General features: G+C 69.6%; 16 protein-coding genes. 12 read left to right on the top strand and 4 right to left on the bottom strand.

Features of this window, described 5'->3' with window-relative positions; genetic code table 11:
* Positions 1 to 94: 94 nt before the first annotated feature.
* From G3A44_RS08350 to G3A44_RS08335, 4 genes are all read left to right on the top strand, one after another.
* Positions 95 to 874 (top strand): HDOD domain-containing protein, encoded by a 780-nt coding sequence (locus G3A44_RS08350; protein ID WP_163457050.1) that lies wholly within the window; start codon positions 95 to 97, stop codon positions 872 to 874.
* Between the two features lie 248 nt (positions 875 to 1,122).
* Positions 1,123 to 1,413, top strand: a complete 291-nt coding sequence (locus G3A44_RS08345) for a co-chaperone GroES (RefSeq protein ID WP_163457049.1) — start codon at positions 1,123 to 1,125, stop codon at positions 1,411 to 1,413.
* A gap of 53 nt (positions 1,414 to 1,466) precedes the next feature.
* Positions 1,467 to 3,110, top strand: coding sequence for a chaperonin GroEL (gene groL, locus G3A44_RS08340; protein ID WP_163457048.1), 1,644 nt, complete (start codon positions 1,467 to 1,469; stop codon positions 3,108 to 3,110).
* Between the two features lie 153 nt (positions 3,111 to 3,263).
* Positions 3,264 to 4,652 carry a cytochrome P450 gene (locus G3A44_RS08335; RefSeq protein WP_163457047.1) on the top strand — a complete coding sequence of 463 codons (1,389 nt, stop codon included), beginning with the start codon at positions 3,264 to 3,266 and terminating at the stop codon, positions 4,650 to 4,652.
* Positions 4,653 to 4,749: 97 nt separating this feature from the next.
* Here the strand turns inward: G3A44_RS08335 and yihA are convergent, their stop codons facing one another.
* On the bottom strand, positions 4,750 to 5,493 hold the full coding sequence (gene yihA / locus G3A44_RS08330) for a ribosome biogenesis GTP-binding protein YihA/YsxC (protein ID WP_163457046.1): 744 nt from the start codon (positions 5,491 to 5,493) through the stop codon (positions 4,750 to 4,752).
* Between the two features lie 122 nt (positions 5,494 to 5,615).
* Here yihA and G3A44_RS08325 point away from each other — a divergent pair, with 122 nt between their 5' ends.
* From G3A44_RS08325 to G3A44_RS08290, 8 genes are all read left to right on the top strand, one after another.
* Entirely contained in the window at positions 5,616 to 6,257 is a 642-nt protein-coding gene (locus tag G3A44_RS08325) for a c-type cytochrome (protein ID WP_163457045.1), read from the top strand.
* A 116-nt stretch (positions 6,258 to 6,373) separates the two neighbouring features.
* Positions 6,374 to 8,560 carry a cytochrome c biogenesis protein ResB gene (locus G3A44_RS08320; protein WP_163457044.1) on the top strand — a complete coding sequence of 729 codons (2,187 nt, stop codon included), beginning with the start codon at positions 6,374 to 6,376 and terminating at the stop codon, positions 8,558 to 8,560.
* Positions 8,557 to 9,912 (top strand): c-type cytochrome biogenesis protein CcsB, encoded by a 1,356-nt coding sequence (gene ccsB, locus G3A44_RS08315; protein WP_163457043.1) that lies wholly within the window; start codon positions 8,557 to 8,559, stop codon positions 9,910 to 9,912. The genes G3A44_RS08320 and ccsB overlap by 4 nt, the downstream gene beginning before the upstream one ends.
* Positions 9,913 to 9,982: 70 nt before the next feature.
* Positions 9,983 to 10,693: a dienelactone hydrolase family protein gene (locus tag G3A44_RS08310; RefSeq protein ID WP_163457042.1), complete on the top strand. Its 711-nt coding sequence runs from the start codon at positions 9,983 to 9,985 to the stop codon at positions 10,691 to 10,693.
* Between the two features lie 189 nt (positions 10,694 to 10,882).
* Positions 10,883 to 11,854 carry a protein-methionine-sulfoxide reductase catalytic subunit MsrP gene (gene msrP / locus G3A44_RS08305; protein ID WP_163457041.1) on the top strand — a complete coding sequence of 324 codons (972 nt, stop codon included), beginning with the start codon at positions 10,883 to 10,885 and terminating at the stop codon, positions 11,852 to 11,854.
* 9 nt (positions 11,855 to 11,863) lie between these two features.
* Positions 11,864 to 12,484, top strand: coding sequence for a protein-methionine-sulfoxide reductase heme-binding subunit MsrQ (gene msrQ / locus G3A44_RS08300; protein ID WP_163457040.1), 621 nt, complete (start codon positions 11,864 to 11,866; stop codon positions 12,482 to 12,484).
* 131 nt (positions 12,485 to 12,615) lie between these two features.
* Entirely contained in the window at positions 12,616 to 13,485 is an 870-nt protein-coding gene (locus G3A44_RS08295; protein ID WP_163457039.1) for a DMT family transporter, read from the top strand.
* A gap of 43 nt (positions 13,486 to 13,528) precedes the next feature.
* The gene (locus G3A44_RS08290; protein ID WP_163457038.1) at positions 13,529 to 14,170 is read left to right on the top strand and encodes a hypothetical protein; all 642 of its coding nucleotides are present in this window, start codon (positions 13,529 to 13,531) and stop codon (positions 14,168 to 14,170) included.
* 212 nt (positions 14,171 to 14,382) lie between these two features.
* On the opposite strand, the gene G3A44_RS08285 is transcribed toward G3A44_RS08290, so the two are convergent.
* The 3 genes from G3A44_RS08285 to gmhB are packed head-to-tail and all read right to left on the bottom strand — an operon-like array spanning position 14,383 to position 16,737.
* Positions 14,383 to 15,303, bottom strand: coding sequence for a M48 family metallopeptidase (locus G3A44_RS08285; protein WP_163457037.1), 921 nt, complete (start codon positions 15,301 to 15,303; stop codon positions 14,383 to 14,385).
* 30 nt (positions 15,304 to 15,333) lie between these two features.
* Entirely contained in the window at positions 15,334 to 16,107 is a 774-nt protein-coding gene (locus tag G3A44_RS08280) for a lysophospholipid acyltransferase family protein (RefSeq protein WP_163457036.1), read from the bottom strand.
* 9 nt (positions 16,108 to 16,116) lie between these two features.
* A complete protein-coding gene (gene gmhB / locus G3A44_RS08275; RefSeq protein WP_163457035.1) occupies positions 16,117 to 16,737 on the bottom strand; it encodes a D-glycero-beta-D-manno-heptose 1,7-bisphosphate 7-phosphatase in 621 nt (206 codons plus the stop codon).
* Positions 16,738 to 16,767: the final 30 nt, after the last annotated feature.

The raw sequence follows: 16,767 nt of genomic DNA, 5'->3' as shown, positions 1-16,767 counted from the left end.
CCTGCCTGCGCGCGCCACTGGACTTGTGATGCATCAAGGCAGTCCGTACCCACGTGGGGGGACCATGCCGGCCGTCACGACGTCAGGAGACCCCATGACCCCCGCTCCCCTTCCCGAAATCGACCCTCAACGCCTGGCGCCGCCCGCGGCCCTGCGCCCCGCGCTGCAGTCGCTCGCCGGACTGGACCTCGACATCGCGCTGGACGACGTGCTGGCGCCCTTGCAAACCGACGCCGCCTGGACGGACGCCCTGCTGACGGAGACACAAAGCCCCACCCTCCAGACCCTGCGCGAGCAGCTGGACCCCGGCATGCTGCGCAACCTGGTGCTGGCCACCGGCCTGACACGCCTGCTGCCCTGGCCCGCGGGACGCGACAACCAAGCCTTCTGGCGCTTCAGCCAGAACACCGCCGCAGCCGCACACTGGCTGGCGGGCGTGGCCGAGGAAGACCCGGTGCAAGCCCATGCCTGCGGCCTGCTCCACGCCCTGGGCGGCTGGGTGCGCCTGCAGCTGGGTGGCGGCCCGCACCCCGACGGCCGGGATGCCGAACGCGCCGCCGCCCTGCTGCGCGCCTGGGGGGTGGGCGAACACCTGGCCCACGCCGCGGCGCATGTGCCCCACCCCACAGAAGGCGGCGCCGACGCCACCCTGTCCTGCCTGGTGCATGTGGCGTCCTGGTGCGCCGCCCAGGCGGAACCCCAGCACCTGAACCCGGCCCCCTGCCCGCAGGCGGTGGGCCAGCGCATCGGCCTGCTGTTCACTTGGGACGCCCAGGCCGGTACCTTAGTGGGGCTTGACGACGTGCTCATGCCGCCCATGCCGCCGCTGCCGACCCTTCGCGCCCGACTGGCTCAGCCGACGCCGACCTGGTGAAGCCGTTCACAAGGGCTTACATCACGCCGCGAGGACGGCGGTTTCCCCGGGTCTTGAAAGGGCCGGAGCCGTCCATATAATGTTTGTTAGCACTCGACCCGCATGAGTGCTAACAACCCAGGCAACCCGGTCTTCACGCTGGGCGCCCTGTGGGTACGGCGGGTCGGTGACGGGCCGCAGGCGGGCCTTCCGCCGGCAGTCCACCCTTCTTTGTCTAGAACCTCACTGCAACCGCACTAGGAGATGCAATGAAACTTCGTCCTCTGCACGATCGCGTGATCGTCAAGCGTCTGGAAAACGAAACCAAGACCGCGCTGGGCATCATCATCCCCGACAACGCCGCTGAGAAGCCCGACCAGGGTGAAGTGCTGGCCGTGGGTCCGGGCAAGCGCAACGACAAGGGTGACTTCGTCGCCCTGAACGTCGCTGTGGGCGACCGCGTGCTGTTCGGCAAGTATTCCGGCCAGACCGTCAAGGTCGATGGCGAGGAGCTGCTGGTGATGCGCGAAGAAGACCTCTTCGCTGTGGTGCAGAAGTAACTCCTGCCCCAGCCCGTCCCAAGCACTGACTGAACTGAATTCGGAGAAATCACATGGCAGCAAAAGACGTCGTCTTCGGCTCTGACGCCCGCGCCCGCATGGTCGAAGGCGTGAACATCCTGGCCAACGCGGTCAAGGTCACCCTGGGCCCCAAGGGCCGCAACGTGGTGCTCGAGCGCTCCTTCGGCGCCCCCACCGTGACCAAGGACGGTGTGTCCGTGGCCAAGGAAATCGAGCTCAAGGACAAGCTGCAGAACATGGGCGCCCAGATGGTCAAGGAAGTCGCTTCCAAGACCTCTGACAACGCCGGTGACGGCACCACCACCGCTACCGTGCTGGCCCAGGCCATCGTGCGCGAAGGCATGAAGTACGTGGCCGCCGGCATGAACCCGATGGACCTCAAGCGCGGCATCGACAAGGCGGTTGCCGCCCTGATCGTCGAGCTGAAGAACGCCTCCAAGGCCACCACGACCTCCAAGGAGATCGCCCAGGTCGGCACCATCTCCGCCAACTCTGACGCCGACGTCGGCGGCATCATCGCCGAGGCGATGGACAAGGTGGGCAAGGAAGGCGTGATCACCGTTGAAGACGGCAAGAGCCTGAACAACGAGCTGGACGTCGTCGAAGGCATGCAGTTCGACCGCGGCTACCTGTCGCCCTACTTCATCAACAACCCCGAGAAGCAGGCCGCCCTGCTGGACAACCCGTTTGTCCTGCTGTTCGACAAGAAGATCAGCAACATCCGCGACCTGCTGCCCACGCTGGAAGCCGTGGCCAAGGCCGGCCGCCCGCTGCTGATCATCGCTGAAGAAGTCGATGGCGAAGCGCTGGCCACCCTGGTGGTCAACACCATCCGCGGCATCCTGAAGGTCGTGGCCGTCAAGGCTCCGGGCTTCGGCGACCGTCGCAAGGCCATGCTGGAAGACATCGCCATCCTGACCGGTGGCAAGGTCATCGCCGAAGAAGTCGGCCTGAGCCTGGAAAAGGTCACCCTGGCTGACCTGGGCCAAGCCAAGCGCGTCGAAGTGGGCAAGGAAAACACCACCATCATCGATGGCGCCGGTGCCGCTGCCGACATCGAAGCCCGCGTCAAGCAGATCCGCATCCAGATCGAGGAAGCCACCTCCGACTACGACCGCGAGAAGCTGCAAGAGCGCGTGGCCAAGCTGGCCGGCGGCGTGGCCGTGATCAAGGTCGGCGCTGCCACCGAGGTCGAGATGAAGGAAAAGAAGGCGCGCGTGGAAGACGCCCTGCACGCCACCCGCGCTGCCGTGGAAGAAGGCATCGTGGCTGGCGGCGGCGTGGCCCTGCTGCGTGCCCGCCAAGCCGCTGGCGCCATCGTGGGCGACAACGCTGACCAAGACGCCGGCATCAAGCTGGTGCTCAAGGCCATCGAAGCCCCGCTGCGCGAGATCGTGGGCAACGCCGGTGGCGAGCCCAGCGTGGTCATCAACCGCGTGCTGGAAGGCGCTGGCAACTTCGGCTTCAACGCCGCCAACGACACCTACGGCGACATGATCGAAATGGGCATCCTGGACCCGACCAAGGTGACCCGTACCGCCCTGCAGAACGCCGCCTCCGTGGCGTCGCTGATGCTGACCACCGAGTGCATGGTGGCCGAGGCCCCCAAGGAAGACGCTCCGGCCATGCCGGGCGGCGGCATGGGTGGCATGGGCGGCATGGGCATGGACATGTAAGTCCAGGCCTGAGTCCCTCAGCCTGAGCCGAAAGGGCCGCCGCCAGGCGGCCCTTTTTCTTGGGGCGGTCGAACGCGCGTCAGGCCGCAGCGCGTTGCCATGGCGTACCCTGCGGGCCCCTCCAGGCCCTATCGCTCGACCGAGAGCCCGACCGTGAGCAAGTTCTGCCCCGCCTATCCCCGCCCGGCCCGCACCACCTGGGCACGCCGCTGGCGCCAGCTCGTCGGCCACCTCACCGGGCAGGACAACCTGCTGGCGCAGCTCACCGAACGCGCCTACCAGATGCAAATGGGCCACAGCCAGGTGGCCGGCCAGGGCATCTTCATGGTCAACGATCCCGAGGCCGTTCGGCAGGTGCTGGTCAGCGAGCACCGGCAGTTTCCCAAGCACCGCTTCATGGATGACCTGCTGCGCAGGCTGGTCGGCGTGAGCATCTTCACCTCCAACGGGGCGACCTGGACACGCCAGCGCCGGATGATGGAGCCCGCGTTCGAACTCACCCGCATGGAGCATGCCTTTGGCGCCATGCGCGAAGCGGTGGAGGATGCGTGCGCCCGGCTACGCGCCCTGCCCCCCGGCACCGAGGTCGACATCGACCACGAGACGACTTGGGTGACCGCCGACATCATCCTGCGCGCCCTGTTCAGCCAGCCCCTGTCCGGCGATGAGGCCCGCGCCATCTACGATGCCTTCGTCACCTTTCAGCAGGAGGCGCCCGCCGCCACCATGCCGCAGTACCAGCATCGCTGGCTGCCACGCTGGGGCGGTGCCGCCCGGCGAGCAGACGCGGCGGCACAGGCCATCCGCGAGGCGCTTTACCGCCAAGTGCGCCCCCGGCATGCCGCCGCCGTGGCCGGAGAACCCGGTCCGCAGCAGGACATCCTGGCCTCGCTGCTCCAAGCGCGCGATCCCGACACCGGCAAGCCGTGGTCGCTGGACGAGGTGGTGGACGAGGTGGCCGTGATCTTCCTGGCCGGCCACGAGACCTCGGCCGGCACCCTGGCCTGGTGCCTGGACTTGCTGGCGCGCACCCCCGACATCCAGCGTCAGGCCCACGACGAGGCCCGGCAGGTGCTGGGCGAGGGTCCGGCCAGCCTGGAGCGGTTGCGCAAAGTCGATCTGATCCGGCGCATCTTCCGCGAAACCCTGCGGCTGTATCCGCCGCTGTCGTTCTTCGTGCGCGAGGCCACCCAGGCCTGCAGCCTGCGCCAGACACCGGTGCGACCCGGCGACAGCGTAGTCATTTCGCCCTGGCTCATCCACCGCCACCGCCGCTACTGGGAGCGGCCTGACGAGTTCGACCCCGACCGCTACCTGGACGATGCCGGCCGCGCGGCCAGCGCCCAGGCCTTCCTGCCCTTCAGCCTGGGGCCGCGGGTGTGTGTGGGCGCCGGCTTCGCCTTGCAGGAGGCCAATCTGGTGCTCGCCTGCCTGCTGAGGGAGTTTGAGTTTCGCCCCATTCCCGGCCACCAGCCGCAGCCGGTGGCGCGCCTCACCCTGCGCTCAGACCTGGGCATCCGCTTGACGGTACATCCGCGCTGAGGCGTGCTGCGGCCAAGGCCGCACCGGCCAGGGTGACGGCGCTGAGCCAGCCCTTGCCCTCCACCAGGGCCGAGGCCGTCATGACGGCCCCCCCCAATCAGTGCCCCCCGGCGTCCGGTTCCGCGTCTGGCGTGCTCGCCGGGCTGCCCTCCCCGGCCGACGGCCGAATCCAGCTGCGCACCGTTTCGGCCAGATCGCCCAGGCCCTGGGCCTTGGGGGCGGAGAACAGCAGCACCCCGATGTCCGCCGCCTCGGAGGCCAGGGCCCCCAGGCGCTCCTGCGCACCGTCCAGCGCCGCCTGCTGCTCGCGGCGATTGAGCTTGTCGGCCTTGGTCAGCAGCACCAGCAGACGGACCTCACCGTTGACCACCCGGGGCTGGATGAACTGCAGCAGCCGCTCGTCCAGGGCGGTGAAGCCCAGACGGCTGTCCACCAGTAGCACCACGCCCGCCAGGTTGCGCCGCACCTCCAGGTAGTCGGCCATGACTTTCTGCCAGCGCAGCTTGGCGCCACGCTCGACGCTGGCGTAGCCATAGCCCGGCAAGTCGGCCAGGTAGGCGTCGGGCGTGTCCTTGGGGCCCAGCGCGAAAAGGTTGATGTGTTGAGTGCGCCCCGGCGTCTTGGACGCGAAGGCAAGCTGGCGACGTTGCGCCAGGCAATTGATGGACGAGCTCTTGCCTGCATTGCTGCGGCCGACGAAGGCCAGCTCAGGCAAGTCACCGGCCGGCAGCTGGTTAAGCTGACTGGCTGTGGTGAAGAAGCGCGCGGTGTGGGCCCAAGCCAACGCTTCGCGAACAGCGTCCGACTGCGGCGCGGGGGCCAATCCTGAAGTTTCAACCATGGAGCATTGTAAAATCCGCGGGTTTGGTCGGATTGGCACTGCGCCTGCGGACAGGTGGCAGACAGGCCCGAGCCGACACGGTGCACCCGCCAGAATACCCACAATCCCTGAGGCCCTTGGACATGAAGTCTCCTGTTGCCGTCGCCCAATCCGCCCTGCTGGCCGCCATGCTGGCCCTCTCGGCCTCCTCCTCCTTCGCCGAAGGCGCCAAGGCACCGGCCAAGCCGGATCTGGCCCGCGGTCAGGAAATCGCCACCACGGTCTGCGCGGCCTGCCACACCTCCGACGGCACCCGCGGCCTGTCGGCCAACCCCATCCTGCAAGGGCAGCATGCCGACTACCTGGTCAAGCAGCTGCATGAGTTCAAGTCCGGCAAGCGCGCCAACGGCGTGATGCAGGGCATGGCGGCCACGCTGGCCACCGATGAGGACGTGCGCAACGTCGCCGCCTTCTTCGCCAGCAAGCCGGCCCTGGCCGGCGCGTCCAAGAACAAGGACACCATCGCCCTGGGCGAGAAGATCTACCGCGGTGGCATCGCGGCCAAGGGCGTACCCGCCTGCGCCGGCTGCCACAGCCCCAACGGCGCCGGCATCCCGGCCCAGTACCCGCGCCTGGGCGGCCAGCATGTCGAATATCTGGACGCGCAGATGAACGCCTTCCGCGCGGGCACCCGCGCCAACAGCCCGCAGATGATGACCATTGCCGCCAAGATGAGCGACAAGGAAATCCAGGCGGTCACCGACTACATCGCCGGCCTGCGCTAAGCCGCCGGCGGCAGCGGCAGTCCCGGCTGCTGAAGCCAGTCTTATCACAGCTCAAGGGGCCGGTCTTTGACCGGCCCTTTGTCCTTGTGCGCCCCCCTCTCAGGATAATGCGCGCCATGTCGTCCGCTGCTCCCGGTCTGCCCTCCTCGCCCGCCCGCCGCACCCGCTGGCCGCAGGCCTGGATGGAACTGCTGTCCTCCATGCGCTTCGCGATCGCGCTGCTCAGCGTGATCTGCATCGCCTCGATCATCGGCACCGTCATCCAGCAAGGACAGCCGTACAACAACTACATCAACCAGTTCGGTCCGTTCTGGGCTGAGGTATTCGAGCGCGCTGGACTCTTCGCGATCTACAGCAGCCCGTGGTTCCTGCTCATCCTGGGCTTCCTGGTGATCTCCACCAGCCTGTGCATCGCCCGCAACACCCCCAAGATCCTTCAGGACCTGCGGAGCTTCAAGGAGCATGTGCAAGAGCGCTCGCTGCGCGCCTTCCACCACCATGCCGAGGCGGAGCTGCCCGCCAGCCGGGACCAGGTGATCGGTCGCATCGCCGCCGCCCTGGCCTCTAAGGGCTGGCAGGCACGGGTGCAGGAGCGCGCCGGCCAGGGCACCATGGTGGCCGCCCGCGCCGGACGGGCCAACAAGCTCGGCTACCTGGCGGCCCATGGCGCCATCGTGCTGATCTGCTTGGGGGGCCTCTTCGACGGAGACCTCGTCGTACGCGCCCAGCTTTGGTTTGGCGGCAAGGAGGTCTACACCGGCGGCGGCTTCATCAAGGACGTGCCGGCCCAGCATCGGCTCTCGACCGCCAATCCTACCTACCGGGGCAACCTGCAGGTGCCCGAAGGGGGTCGCAGCGGCACCGCCATCCTGGCCCTCAATGACGGCGTGGTGCTGCAGGACCTGCCCTTCGAGGTGGAACTGCGCAAGTTCATCGTGGAGTACTACGACACCGGCATGCCCAAGCTCTTCGCCAGCGAAGTGGTGGTGCATGACCGCGACACCGGCCAGCGTCACGAGGCCACCATCAAGGTCAACGAGCCCTTCATCCACCGCGGTGTGGCGATCTACCAGAGCAGCTTTGACGACGGCGGCTCCGAGGTCCGGCTGCGGGGCCTGCCGCTGAGCCGGGGCGGCGAGCCCTTTGAGGTGGGCGGCGTGGTGGGCGGCAGCAGCCGCCTGACGCGGGGCACCGAGACGCTGACCCTGGAGCTGACCGGGCTCAAGGTCATCAACGTCGAGAACCTGGGGGCCGGCGCCACCGAGGCCACCGACGTGCGCGCAGTCAACCTGGGCAGCGCCCTGGACAAGCACCTGGGCAGCGGCGCCAAGGGAGACAAGGCCAAGACGATGCGCAACGTCGGACCGGCGATCACCTACAAGCTGCGGGACGCGGCCGGGCAAGCCAGGGAGTACCACAGCTACATGGCGCCGATGGTGCTGGAGGACGGCGGGGCCCCCGTCTTCTTGGTGGGCGCGCGCGAGACGCCGGCCGAGGCCTTCCGCTACCTGCGCATCCCCGCCGACGAGCAGGGCGGGCTGCAGGGCTGGCAGCGCCTGCGCGTGGCCCTGCAGGATGCGGCCCTGCGCGAGAAGGCCGCCACCCGCTACGCCGCACTGGCCACACCGCCGGGTAAACCCGAGATGGCCGAACAGCTGCGGGTGACCGGCCTGCGCACCCTGGGCCTGTTCGCCGGCCTGGAGGCGGCGACCTCCGACAAGCCGGCCCCGGGTGGGCTGGCCGCCCTGAGCCAGTTCATCGACGCCTCGGTGCCCACCGATGACCGCGAGCGTGTGGCCGAGGTGCTGCTGCGCATCCTCAACGGCAACCTCTTCGAACTCAACCAATTGGCGCGGGAGCAGGCCGGCCTGCCCCCGCTGGCCACCGACGAGGGCGCGCGCCAGTTCATGACGCAGGCCGTGCTGGCCCTGTCCGACAGCTTCTTCTACCCTGCCCCGTTCCTGCTGATGCTGGAAGACTTCAAGCAGGTGCAGGCCAGCGTGTTCCAAGTCACCCGTAGCCCAGGCAAGAACCTGGTCTACCTGGGCGCCGTGCTGCTGATCATCGGTGTGTTCGCCATGCTCTACGTGCGGGAGCGCCGGCTGTGGATCTGGTTGGCGCCCGCCGTCACGGAACCTGCAGCCGCCGGTGGGGATCCATCCGCCGGGGCCGGAAGCACCCGGGTGCTCATGGCCCTGTCCACCCCGCGCAAGCTGCGCGACGCCGACCTCGAGTTCGAGACCCTGCGTCAGGCCGTCCTCGGCCCGACCCCCACGGGCGCCCCTGGAGACACAACGCGATGAACACGACCACCACCACCCTGGAGATCGGCCGAGCCGGCTGGTTCAGCGGGCGCAGCCCGATGGACTGGGCCTTCGCCCTGCTCATCGTGCTGGGTGCAGGCTACGCCTTCCAGCGCTACGGCGTCGCCATGGACGGCTATGAGAAGGCCATCCTGGTGGGCAGCGTGCCTTCGCTCATCGCCCTGGGCTGGTTCTGGGCGCCGCTGCGCGGCCTGAGCCTGGGCGTGGGCGCGGCCACCCTGGCCGCCATCGCGCTGTACCTGCGCCAGAGCGACGGCTTTGGCGCCGACCTCGCGGCGGCCGATCAGGTGTTCCTGCTCAAGTACCTGCTGTCCAGCCAGAGCGCCATCCTCTGGATGAGCACGCTGTTCTTCATGAGCACGCTGTTTTACTGGATCGGCTTCTTCTCGGGCCGCGGCAATGACGCCGTAGGCCTGCGACTGGGCTCGGGCCTGGCCTGGGCGGCGGTCTTCATGGCACTGACCGGCACCATGGTGCGGTGGTTCGAGAGCCACCAGATCGGCCCGGACATCGGCCACATCCCGGTGAGCAACCTCTACGAAGTGTTCGTCCTGTTCTGCTGGATGACGGCCCTCTTCTACCTGTACTACGAAGCCCAGTTCAAGGCCCGCGCCCTGGGCGGTTTCGTGATGCTGGTGGTGAGCGCCGCGGTGGGCTTCCTGCTCTGGTACGCGGTGGCCCGTGAGGCCCACGAGATCCAGCCCCTGGTGCCCGCGCTGCAGAGCTGGTGGATGAAGTTGCACGTGCCAGCCAACTTCGTGGGCTACGGCACCTTCGCGCTGTCGGCCATGGTCGCCCTGGCCTACCTGCTCAAGGCCGCCACCCCGCGCAGCCTGTGGATTGGCCTGGTGGCGGTGCCCGGCGCCGTCTTCGTGGCCGTGGCCCTGGCCTGGCTGGTGGCCGGCGAGGGTGCGGGCAACGCCGCGGCGCTGGCCAAGGCCATGCGGATGGTCGGCGGCACCACGGTGTTCTTCGCCCTCATGATCGCCCTGCGCGAACGGATCAACCCGCGCTCGCCCTCGCTGGAGCTGATGGACGACGTGATGTACAAGGCCATCGCGGTCGGCTTTGCCTTTTTCACCATCGCCACCGTGCTGGGCGCCTTCTGGGCCGCCGAGGCCTGGGGCGGCTATTGGAGCTGGGACCCCAAGGAAACCTGGGCCCTGATCGTGTGGCTCAACTACGCCGCCTGGCTGCATATGCGGCTGATGAAGGGCCTGCGCGGCGTGCCGGCGGCCTGGTGGTCGCTGGTGGGCCTGGTGGTCACCACTTTCGCCTTCCTGGGCGTCAACATGTTCCTGTCGGGACTGCACTCCTACGGCGAGCTCTGAAGCCCGCCCGTCACCGGCTCCGGGACCTCCGGTGCCCGCGCCTCCCTCCCCCCACTTTCGGAGACCGTCCATGGGCAGCCTGATCCCCTTCACCCGTCCCGATGGCCAGACCGCGCAAGGCTGGCTGGAGACCCCGGCAGGCGACTCCGCCAGCGCGCCCGGCCTGGTCGTCATCCAGGAGTGGTGGGGCCTCAACGACCAGATCAAGGGGGTGGCCCACCGCTACGCCGAGGCCGGCTACCGGGTCCTGGTGCCCGACCTCTACCGCGGCCGCTGCACCCTGGATGCCCAGGAGGCCGAGCACCTGATGACGGGGCTGGACTTCGCCGATGCCGCCAGCCAGGACGTGCGCGGCGCGCTGCAGTGGCTGCAGGCCGGGGGCAGCCCCCGTGTGGGCGTCACGGGCTACTGCATGGGTGGTGCGCTGACCTTGTTGTCCACCGTCTTCTGCCCCGAAGCGGATGCCGCCGCCGCCTGGTATGGCTTCCCGCCCCTGGCCTACCTGGATCCGGCACGCATCCGGGCGCCGCTGCTGGGCCATTTCGCGACCCAGGACGCCTACTTCCCCGTGGCCCAGGTGGCCGAGCTGGAAGCCTTGATGGCCCAGGCTGGCGTGCGCTTCGAGTGCCACCGCTACGAAGCCAAGCACGCGTTTGCCAACGAGCTGGCGGTGCCGCCCCACTGCCCCCCCACCAACGCCTACGACCCGGCAGCTGCTGCCCTGGCCTGGGACCGTACCCTGGACTTCCTGGGGCGGCACCTGGCCACGGCGGATCGCTGAACGCCATGACGGCGGGGCGGGCCCTCACTGGGCCGCACCGGGGCGCCTCACGCAAACCCCCACGGCCACGCGGCCCGGGCGCCGGGCTGTAAGGTCGGCAGCCTGTCACGCGACACAGGCCTGTGGCGGTGCGCAACCCGTACCGCCTTCTGCCCGCGGGCCCCGCCCGCTCCGCCCCGAGACGCCGTCATGCCCCTCCTGTCCTTGCCCCCTGCGGGCCAGCCCCTGCCCTCCGAGATCACGCCACGCGAGGTCTGGCGGCAACGCCGCCAGCTGCTGCAAGCGGCCAGCCTGGGCCTGGCGGGCCTGGGCGCCAGCGCCCGGGCCGCCACCCCACCCGGCCGCCTGCCCGCCCTGCCGGCGCAGCGCAGCGGCGTGGCCGGTGCCCTGGTCATGGACAAGCCCACCGCCTATGCCGACGTCACCGGCTACAACAACTTCTACGAGTTCGGCACCGACAAGGCCGATCCCGCCCGGCTGGCCCACACCCTGCGTCCCCGTCCCTGGACCGTCATGGTGGACGGTGCCTGCGCCAAGCCGCGCCGCTTCGGGCTGGAGGAACTGCTGAGCCTGGCCCCCATGGAAGACCGGCTCTACCGCCTGCGCTGCGTGGAAGGCTGGTCCATGGTCATTCCCTGGGTGGGCTATTCGCTGGCAGAGTTGATCCGCCGGGTGGAGCCCACGGGCAATGCCCGCTACGTGGAGTTCATCAGCCTGGCCGACAAGGCGCAGATGCCCGGGGTGCGCTCCTCGGTGCTGGACTGGCCATACCGCGAAGGCCTGCGCCTGGACGAGGCGCTGCACCCCCTGACCCTGCTGGCCTTCGGTCTGTACGGCGAGGTGCTGCCCCACCAGAACGGCGCCCCGCTGCGCTTGGTGGTGCCCTGGAAGTACGGGTTCAAGAGCGCCAAATCCATCGTCCACATCCGCCTGCTGGACAAGCAGCCGGTCGCCAGCTGGGAGCGGGCCAACCCCCAGGAGTACGGCTTCTACAGCAACGTGAACCCCCAGGTGGACCATCCGCGCTGGAGCCAGGCCACCGAGCGCCGCATCGGCGAGGACGGCCTGTTCACCAAGAAGCGACCGACCTTGATGTTCAACGGTTACGAGCCGCAAGTGGGCCAGCTCTACGCGGGCATGGACCTGCGGCGCCAGTTCTGAGCCCCCCCGGTGAACCGCCTGCTGCTGCATCCCCTGGCCCGGCCAGCCTGTTGGCTGCTGCTGGCCAGCCCGGCGCTCGGCCTGCTGGCCCTGGCCCTGGGGGATGGCCTGGGTCCCAATCCCGCGGAAGCCCTGATCCGCCAGCTGGGCGACTGGACGCTGCGCGCCCTGTGCCTGACCTTGGCGATCACCCCTCTGCGTCAGGCCCTGGGCTGGACCGCGCTGGCCCGCTTCCGGCGGGCCGCCGGCGTGGCCACCTTCGCCTATGGCAGCCTGCACTGGCTGGCCTATGCATGGCTCGACCAGGGCCTGGACCTGCACGCCCTGTGGACGGACGTGGCCAAACGGCCCTTCATCCTGGTGGGCACGGCAGCCTGGCTGACCATGGTGCCGCTGGCCGCCACCTCGGTCGATGCGGCCGTCCGCCGGCTCGGTGGAGCCGCCTGGCGCCGCCTGCACCGTCTGTGCTACCTGCTCGCGCCCCTGGCGCTGCTGCACTTCTGGTGGATGCGCGCGGGCAAGAACAACCTGGCTGAAGTGGGCGTCTACACGCTGCTGCTGGCGGGCCTGCTGCTGTGGCGGGTTCGGCCCCGGGGACGTCGCGCACCACCGCCCCAGGCGGAGATGTAACCCCACCGTACCCGGGCATGCCCCAGGGAGATGGGGCGGCTGACGGACAATCCGGGTTTCCCCCTGGGCCGCAGGCATGCCGGATACGCGCCACGCGCGGCCGGGCCCCGGCCCTCCCTCCCTGCCCGCCCTTGACCCCTACCAACCCCCGCCCGTCCGTGGGCATGGCCTTCGCCCTGGCCACCACCGCCTCCTTCGCCGCGCTGGACACCCTGACCCAGCTGCTGGCCTCCAGCGCCACGGTGGCCATGATGCTGTTCGCCCGCTACCTGGTGCAGAGTCTGCTGCACTTAGCGACCGACCTGCCGCAGCGGGGGTTGTCACTCTTTCGTGCGCGGCGGCCGGGCCTGCAGGTGGGCCGCGCCCTCGCCTTGGCCCTGACCAACCTCTTCGCCGTGATGAGCCTGCAGCACATCCCGGTGGGCCAATTCACCGCCATCGTCATGCTCACGCCCATGGCGATGACCCTGGTGGCCGCCCTCTTCTGGCGCGAACAGGTGCCGGGCCTAGGCTGGGTGCTGATGGCCAGCGGCTTTGCCGGCGTGCTGCTGGTGGTACGCCCCGGCCAGGGGGCCACCCTGGGCTGGACCCTGCTGCTGCCGCTGGGCACGCTGGCGGCGGGCACCGTGTTCCAACTGCTGACCGCACGCGCCGCAGCGACCGACGCCCCCGGCACCACCAACCTGTGGACCGCGGGCATCGGCACCGTCCTCTCCGGCCTGGCGGTGCTGCACGGCGGCTGGCAGCCGCTGTCTCCCGGCGCCTGGGCACTGCTGGCCGGTGTGGCCCTGTTCAACGCCACCGGCCAGGTCTGTCTGTTGCAGGCGTACCGCCACGCCCGCGCCGCCACGGTGGCCCCCTTGCTCTACACGCAACTGGTCTTTGCCGCCCTGGCGGGCTGGTGGTGGCTGGGTCAGGCCCCCGCTGCACTGGCCTGGTTGGGCATGGCCTTGATCGCGTTCAGCGGCATCGCCAGCGGGCACCTGTCCCGTCGGGCTTGACCCATCGCACGCCAGCGTGCGACCTCGGCCCTAGCATGCCGGCATGCTGACCCTCGACCTGTTGCTCACCGCCCTGGCCAGCGCCCTGGCCCTGGCCCTGCGCCCGTGGCGTGCGGTGGGGCCGGCCGGACCGCCCTGGCCGTGGCTGGTCTGGTGCGCTGTCATGCCGCTGTTCTGGAGCGCCGACCACCTGGTCCACGTGCCGCTGATCCAGCCGCTGTCAGGCGCCTGCCTGCTGGTGCTGCTGGCAGGCTGGCCCCTGGCGGTGCTGGCCATGCTGGGGGTGGCCGCACTGTCGGCATGGCTGGGCCAGATGGGCTGGGAGACGGCCCTGTCGCGGCTGGTCTGGCAGGGTCTGCTGCCCGGTACGCTGGCCATGGGCCTGGGACTGGCCATCCGCCGCTGGCTGCCACCGCAACCCTTCACCTACATCCTGGGGCGCGCCTTCCTGGTCTCGGTGCTGTCGCTGGCCCTGACCGGCTGGGCACACCTGGCCCTGACCGGCACGCCGCCCGGGCAGGAGACCACCGACGTGATGATCGGCCGTTGGCTCTCGGCCTGGGGGGACGCTTTCCTCACCGGCATGTTTGCCGCCATATTCGTCGCCTTGCGGCCCGAGTGGCTGGCCACCTGGTCGGACCGCCTGTACCTGCCGCCGCGCCCACCCGGCCCGCCACCGTCCTGACCCCGCCACGCCAGCCCCCCCTGCCGGTCAGCGCCACAGGCGGCGGACAGACCATAAAAAAACCGGCAGGCCCACAAGGCGCCCGCCGGTTTCAACTTCCTTGTGTCGGAAGTAACCCTGGTGATGACAGCAACACCCTGACTGTGCCGCCCCACGGGCGCCCTGTGCATCCACCATAGGGGGGATGCGCCCCGCCCCCCTTGACAAGCCAGCTACTCGTCGGCGTCCTGAGGACCCGGCGCATCGTCGTCCCACGGCGGCAGCACCGGGTGACGCAGGGCGGCGCGGCGAGCCTGCATATCCGGCAGCACGGCCTGCACCAGGGCCCAGAAGGCCGGGCTGTGGTTCATCTCGCGCAGGTGGGCCAGTTCATGCACCACCACATAGTCGATCACATCCAGCGGCAAGTGGATCAGGCGCCAGTTCAGCCGGATATTGCCATCGGCACTGGCACTGCCCCATCGGGTCCGCGCCGCACTCAGACGGACCCGCCGCGGCTGCACCCCCAGCTGCGGGGCGAACTGCGCGCAGCGCTGGTGGAACAACGCCAAGGCCTGCTGTTGCAACCAGGCCTGGACCACTTCACGCAGGCGCTTGGCCGGGGTGTCGGCCGGCAGGCCCAGGCACAGCTGCGGCGCCTGGCCCGCCAGCAGCGCCGGCAGCCAGCGGACACCGTGGAGCCCCGCATCCAGCCGAAGCCGAAGGGGCGCGCCCAGGTACGGCAGTTCGGCCCCTTCGCCCCAGGCCACCCGGGCCTGGCCCTGGCGCCGCAGGCGCTCCTGCTGCTCCTGCAACTTGCGCAGTACCCAGTCGGCCTTGTGGCGCAGGGCATCCTCAATATCGGCCTGACGCACCCAGCGCGGCGCAGTCACGCTCAGGCCCTCGGGCCTCACCACAAAACCGATGGAGCGCCGGGCGGCGCGCTTGAGCTGGTAGCCCAGCAGCAACGGCCCGAGCTGCAGCCGGTGGGTGGCTTGGGGATGCACCAGGCCCGCGGCCGTGGCCGCCACGGGCATAGGCCGCTTCGGCAGGGTGGGACGCGCCCCGGGAAAGGCTTGGTCGAGGCGGTCGAACAGCGAAAGCTGGTCGGGCGGGGCGCCAGCCACCGGGGACACGCGGGCGGGACGCGGCATGGCCTGAGGCGGGGTGCAGGCCGCAACCGTTCAGACGGCCTGGGGGCCGCCGGCAGCGTAGGCTTCGGGGTCGATGCGGCGCATTTCGGTCTCGATCCACCCCTCCACCTCACGCATCAGCTCATCGGGCCGCCGGCCAGCCGAGACGATGGGCGGGCCGATGGACACGTCGATGACACCCGGGCGCAGCAGAAAACTCTTGCGCGGCCAGCACTTGGCTGAACTGACGGCGATGGGCACGATGGGTACTCCCACCGTGATGGCCAGACGCGAGGCGCCGCTCTTGTATTCCCCCTGGGCACCACGCGGAGTGCGGGTGCCCTCGGGGAACATGATGACCCAGTGGCCCAGGCCCATGATGCGCTGGCCCTGCTCGGCCACCTTGCGCCAGGCCTCGCTGCGGCGACCGCGGTCGATGTGGATCATGTCCAAGCTGCCGATGGCCCAGCCAAAGAAAGGGATCCACAGCAGCTCACGCTTGAACACATAGGCCAGAGGGTGGGGCATGATCCCCGGCAGGGCGAAGGTTTCCCAGGTGCTCTGGTGCTTGGGCGCCAGCAGCACGGCGGCCCGGCCATCGGCCGCCGTCGGCACATGCTCCAGGCCGCTGACGCGGTAACGGACCCCGCAGAGGACGCGGGCGCCCCAGACGGCGGTGTTGAGCCAGCCCACGCAGATCCAGTAGAGCCGCGTGCTGTTGACCAGCGGCGACAGCAGGACCACCACGGTGGCCCAGGGGATCACGGTGACGGCCAGCCAGAGCAGAAACAGCGCTGAGCGCAGGCCGCAGAGCAGCTTGTACATGGGAGAGGTTCAGGGGTTGGGGGCACCGGGCAGCAGGTCTGCGCCGGGCTCATCCGGGTGAAGGAGATGGTTGGCGAACGCGGCCAGGTCGGCATGGACCCGGGTGCCCGGCACCGCAGCCAGCCACTGGGCCACCTCGGCCGGGTCCACCAGGGCGGCACGGCCGGTCAGCACCAGATGGGCGGGACAGCCTGCCGCACGGGCGGCTTCCAGGTCGCGCAGGGTATCGGCCACCATGGGCACGGCCTTCAAGTCCACGCCATAGCGGCTGGCAATGTCCCGCATCATGCCTGGCAGCGGCTTGCGGCAGTCGCAGTGCTCCTCGGGTGCATGGGGGCACAGGAAGACGGCGTCCAGGCGGCCGCCCTTGGCCGCCAGCGCCTTCATCATGTGCACATGGACCGCATTCAGGCTGGCCATGTCGGTCAGGCCGCGGCCGATGCCGCCCTGGTTGGTGGCCAGCACCACATGCCAGCCTGCATGGTTGAGGCGTGCCACCGCCTCCAGTGCCCCGGGCAGGGGCTCCCACTCCGCCGGCTCCTTGACGTGGTCCTCACGGAAGCGGTTGAGGATGCCATCGCGGCCGAGGATGATCAGCTTGATGGCTTGCTGGGCGCGGTGCTGGACCATGACAACTCCAAGGCGGGGCGATCGGAGGCT

The organism is Ideonella livida, assembly GCF_010499455.1.
GTDB lineage: Bacteria > Pseudomonadota > Gammaproteobacteria > Burkholderiales > Burkholderiaceae_C > Ideonella > Ideonella livida.
The sequence above is the reverse complement of the archived record's forward strand: the minus strand, read 5'-3'. Positions and strand labels throughout refer to the sequence as shown.

What these genes read in the sequence shown, in the direction of transcription:
- G3A44_RS08350 (WP_163457050.1), top strand. Translation starts at nt 95, where the DNA reads ATGACCCCCGCTCCCCTTCCCGAAATCGACCCTCAACGCCTGGCGCCG.
- G3A44_RS08345 (WP_163457049.1), top strand. Translation starts at nt 1,123, where the DNA reads ATGAAACTTCGTCCTCTGCACGATCGCGTGATCGTCAAGCGTCTGGAA.
- groL (WP_163457048.1), top strand. Translation starts at nt 1,467, where the DNA reads ATGGCAGCAAAAGACGTCGTCTTCGGCTCTGACGCCCGCGCCCGCATG.
- yihA (WP_163457046.1), bottom strand. Translation starts at nt 5,493, where the DNA reads ATGGTTGAAACTTCAGGATTGGCCCCCGCGCCGCAGTCGGACGCTGTT.
- G3A44_RS08325 (WP_163457045.1), top strand. Translation starts at nt 5,616, where the DNA reads ATGAAGTCTCCTGTTGCCGTCGCCCAATCCGCCCTGCTGGCCGCCATG.
- G3A44_RS08320 (WP_163457044.1), top strand. Translation starts at nt 6,374, where the DNA reads ATGTCGTCCGCTGCTCCCGGTCTGCCCTCCTCGCCCGCCCGCCGCACC.
- ccsB (WP_163457043.1), top strand. Translation starts at nt 8,557, where the DNA reads ATGAACACGACCACCACCACCCTGGAGATCGGCCGAGCCGGCTGGTTC.
- G3A44_RS08310 (WP_163457042.1), top strand. Translation starts at nt 9,983, where the DNA reads ATGGGCAGCCTGATCCCCTTCACCCGTCCCGATGGCCAGACCGCGCAA.
- msrP (WP_163457041.1), top strand. Translation starts at nt 10,883, where the DNA reads ATGCCCCTCCTGTCCTTGCCCCCTGCGGGCCAGCCCCTGCCCTCCGAG.
- G3A44_RS08290 (WP_163457038.1), top strand. Translation starts at nt 13,529, where the DNA reads ATGCTGACCCTCGACCTGTTGCTCACCGCCCTGGCCAGCGCCCTGGCC.
- G3A44_RS08285 (WP_163457037.1), bottom strand. Translation starts at nt 15,303, where the DNA reads ATGCCGCGTCCCGCCCGCGTGTCCCCGGTGGCTGGCGCCCCGCCCGAC.
- G3A44_RS08280 (WP_163457036.1), bottom strand. Translation starts at nt 16,107, where the DNA reads ATGTACAAGCTGCTCTGCGGCCTGCGCTCAGCGCTGTTTCTGCTCTGG.
- gmhB (WP_163457035.1), bottom strand. Translation starts at nt 16,737, where the DNA reads ATGGTCCAGCACCGCGCCCAGCAAGCCATCAAGCTGATCATCCTCGGC.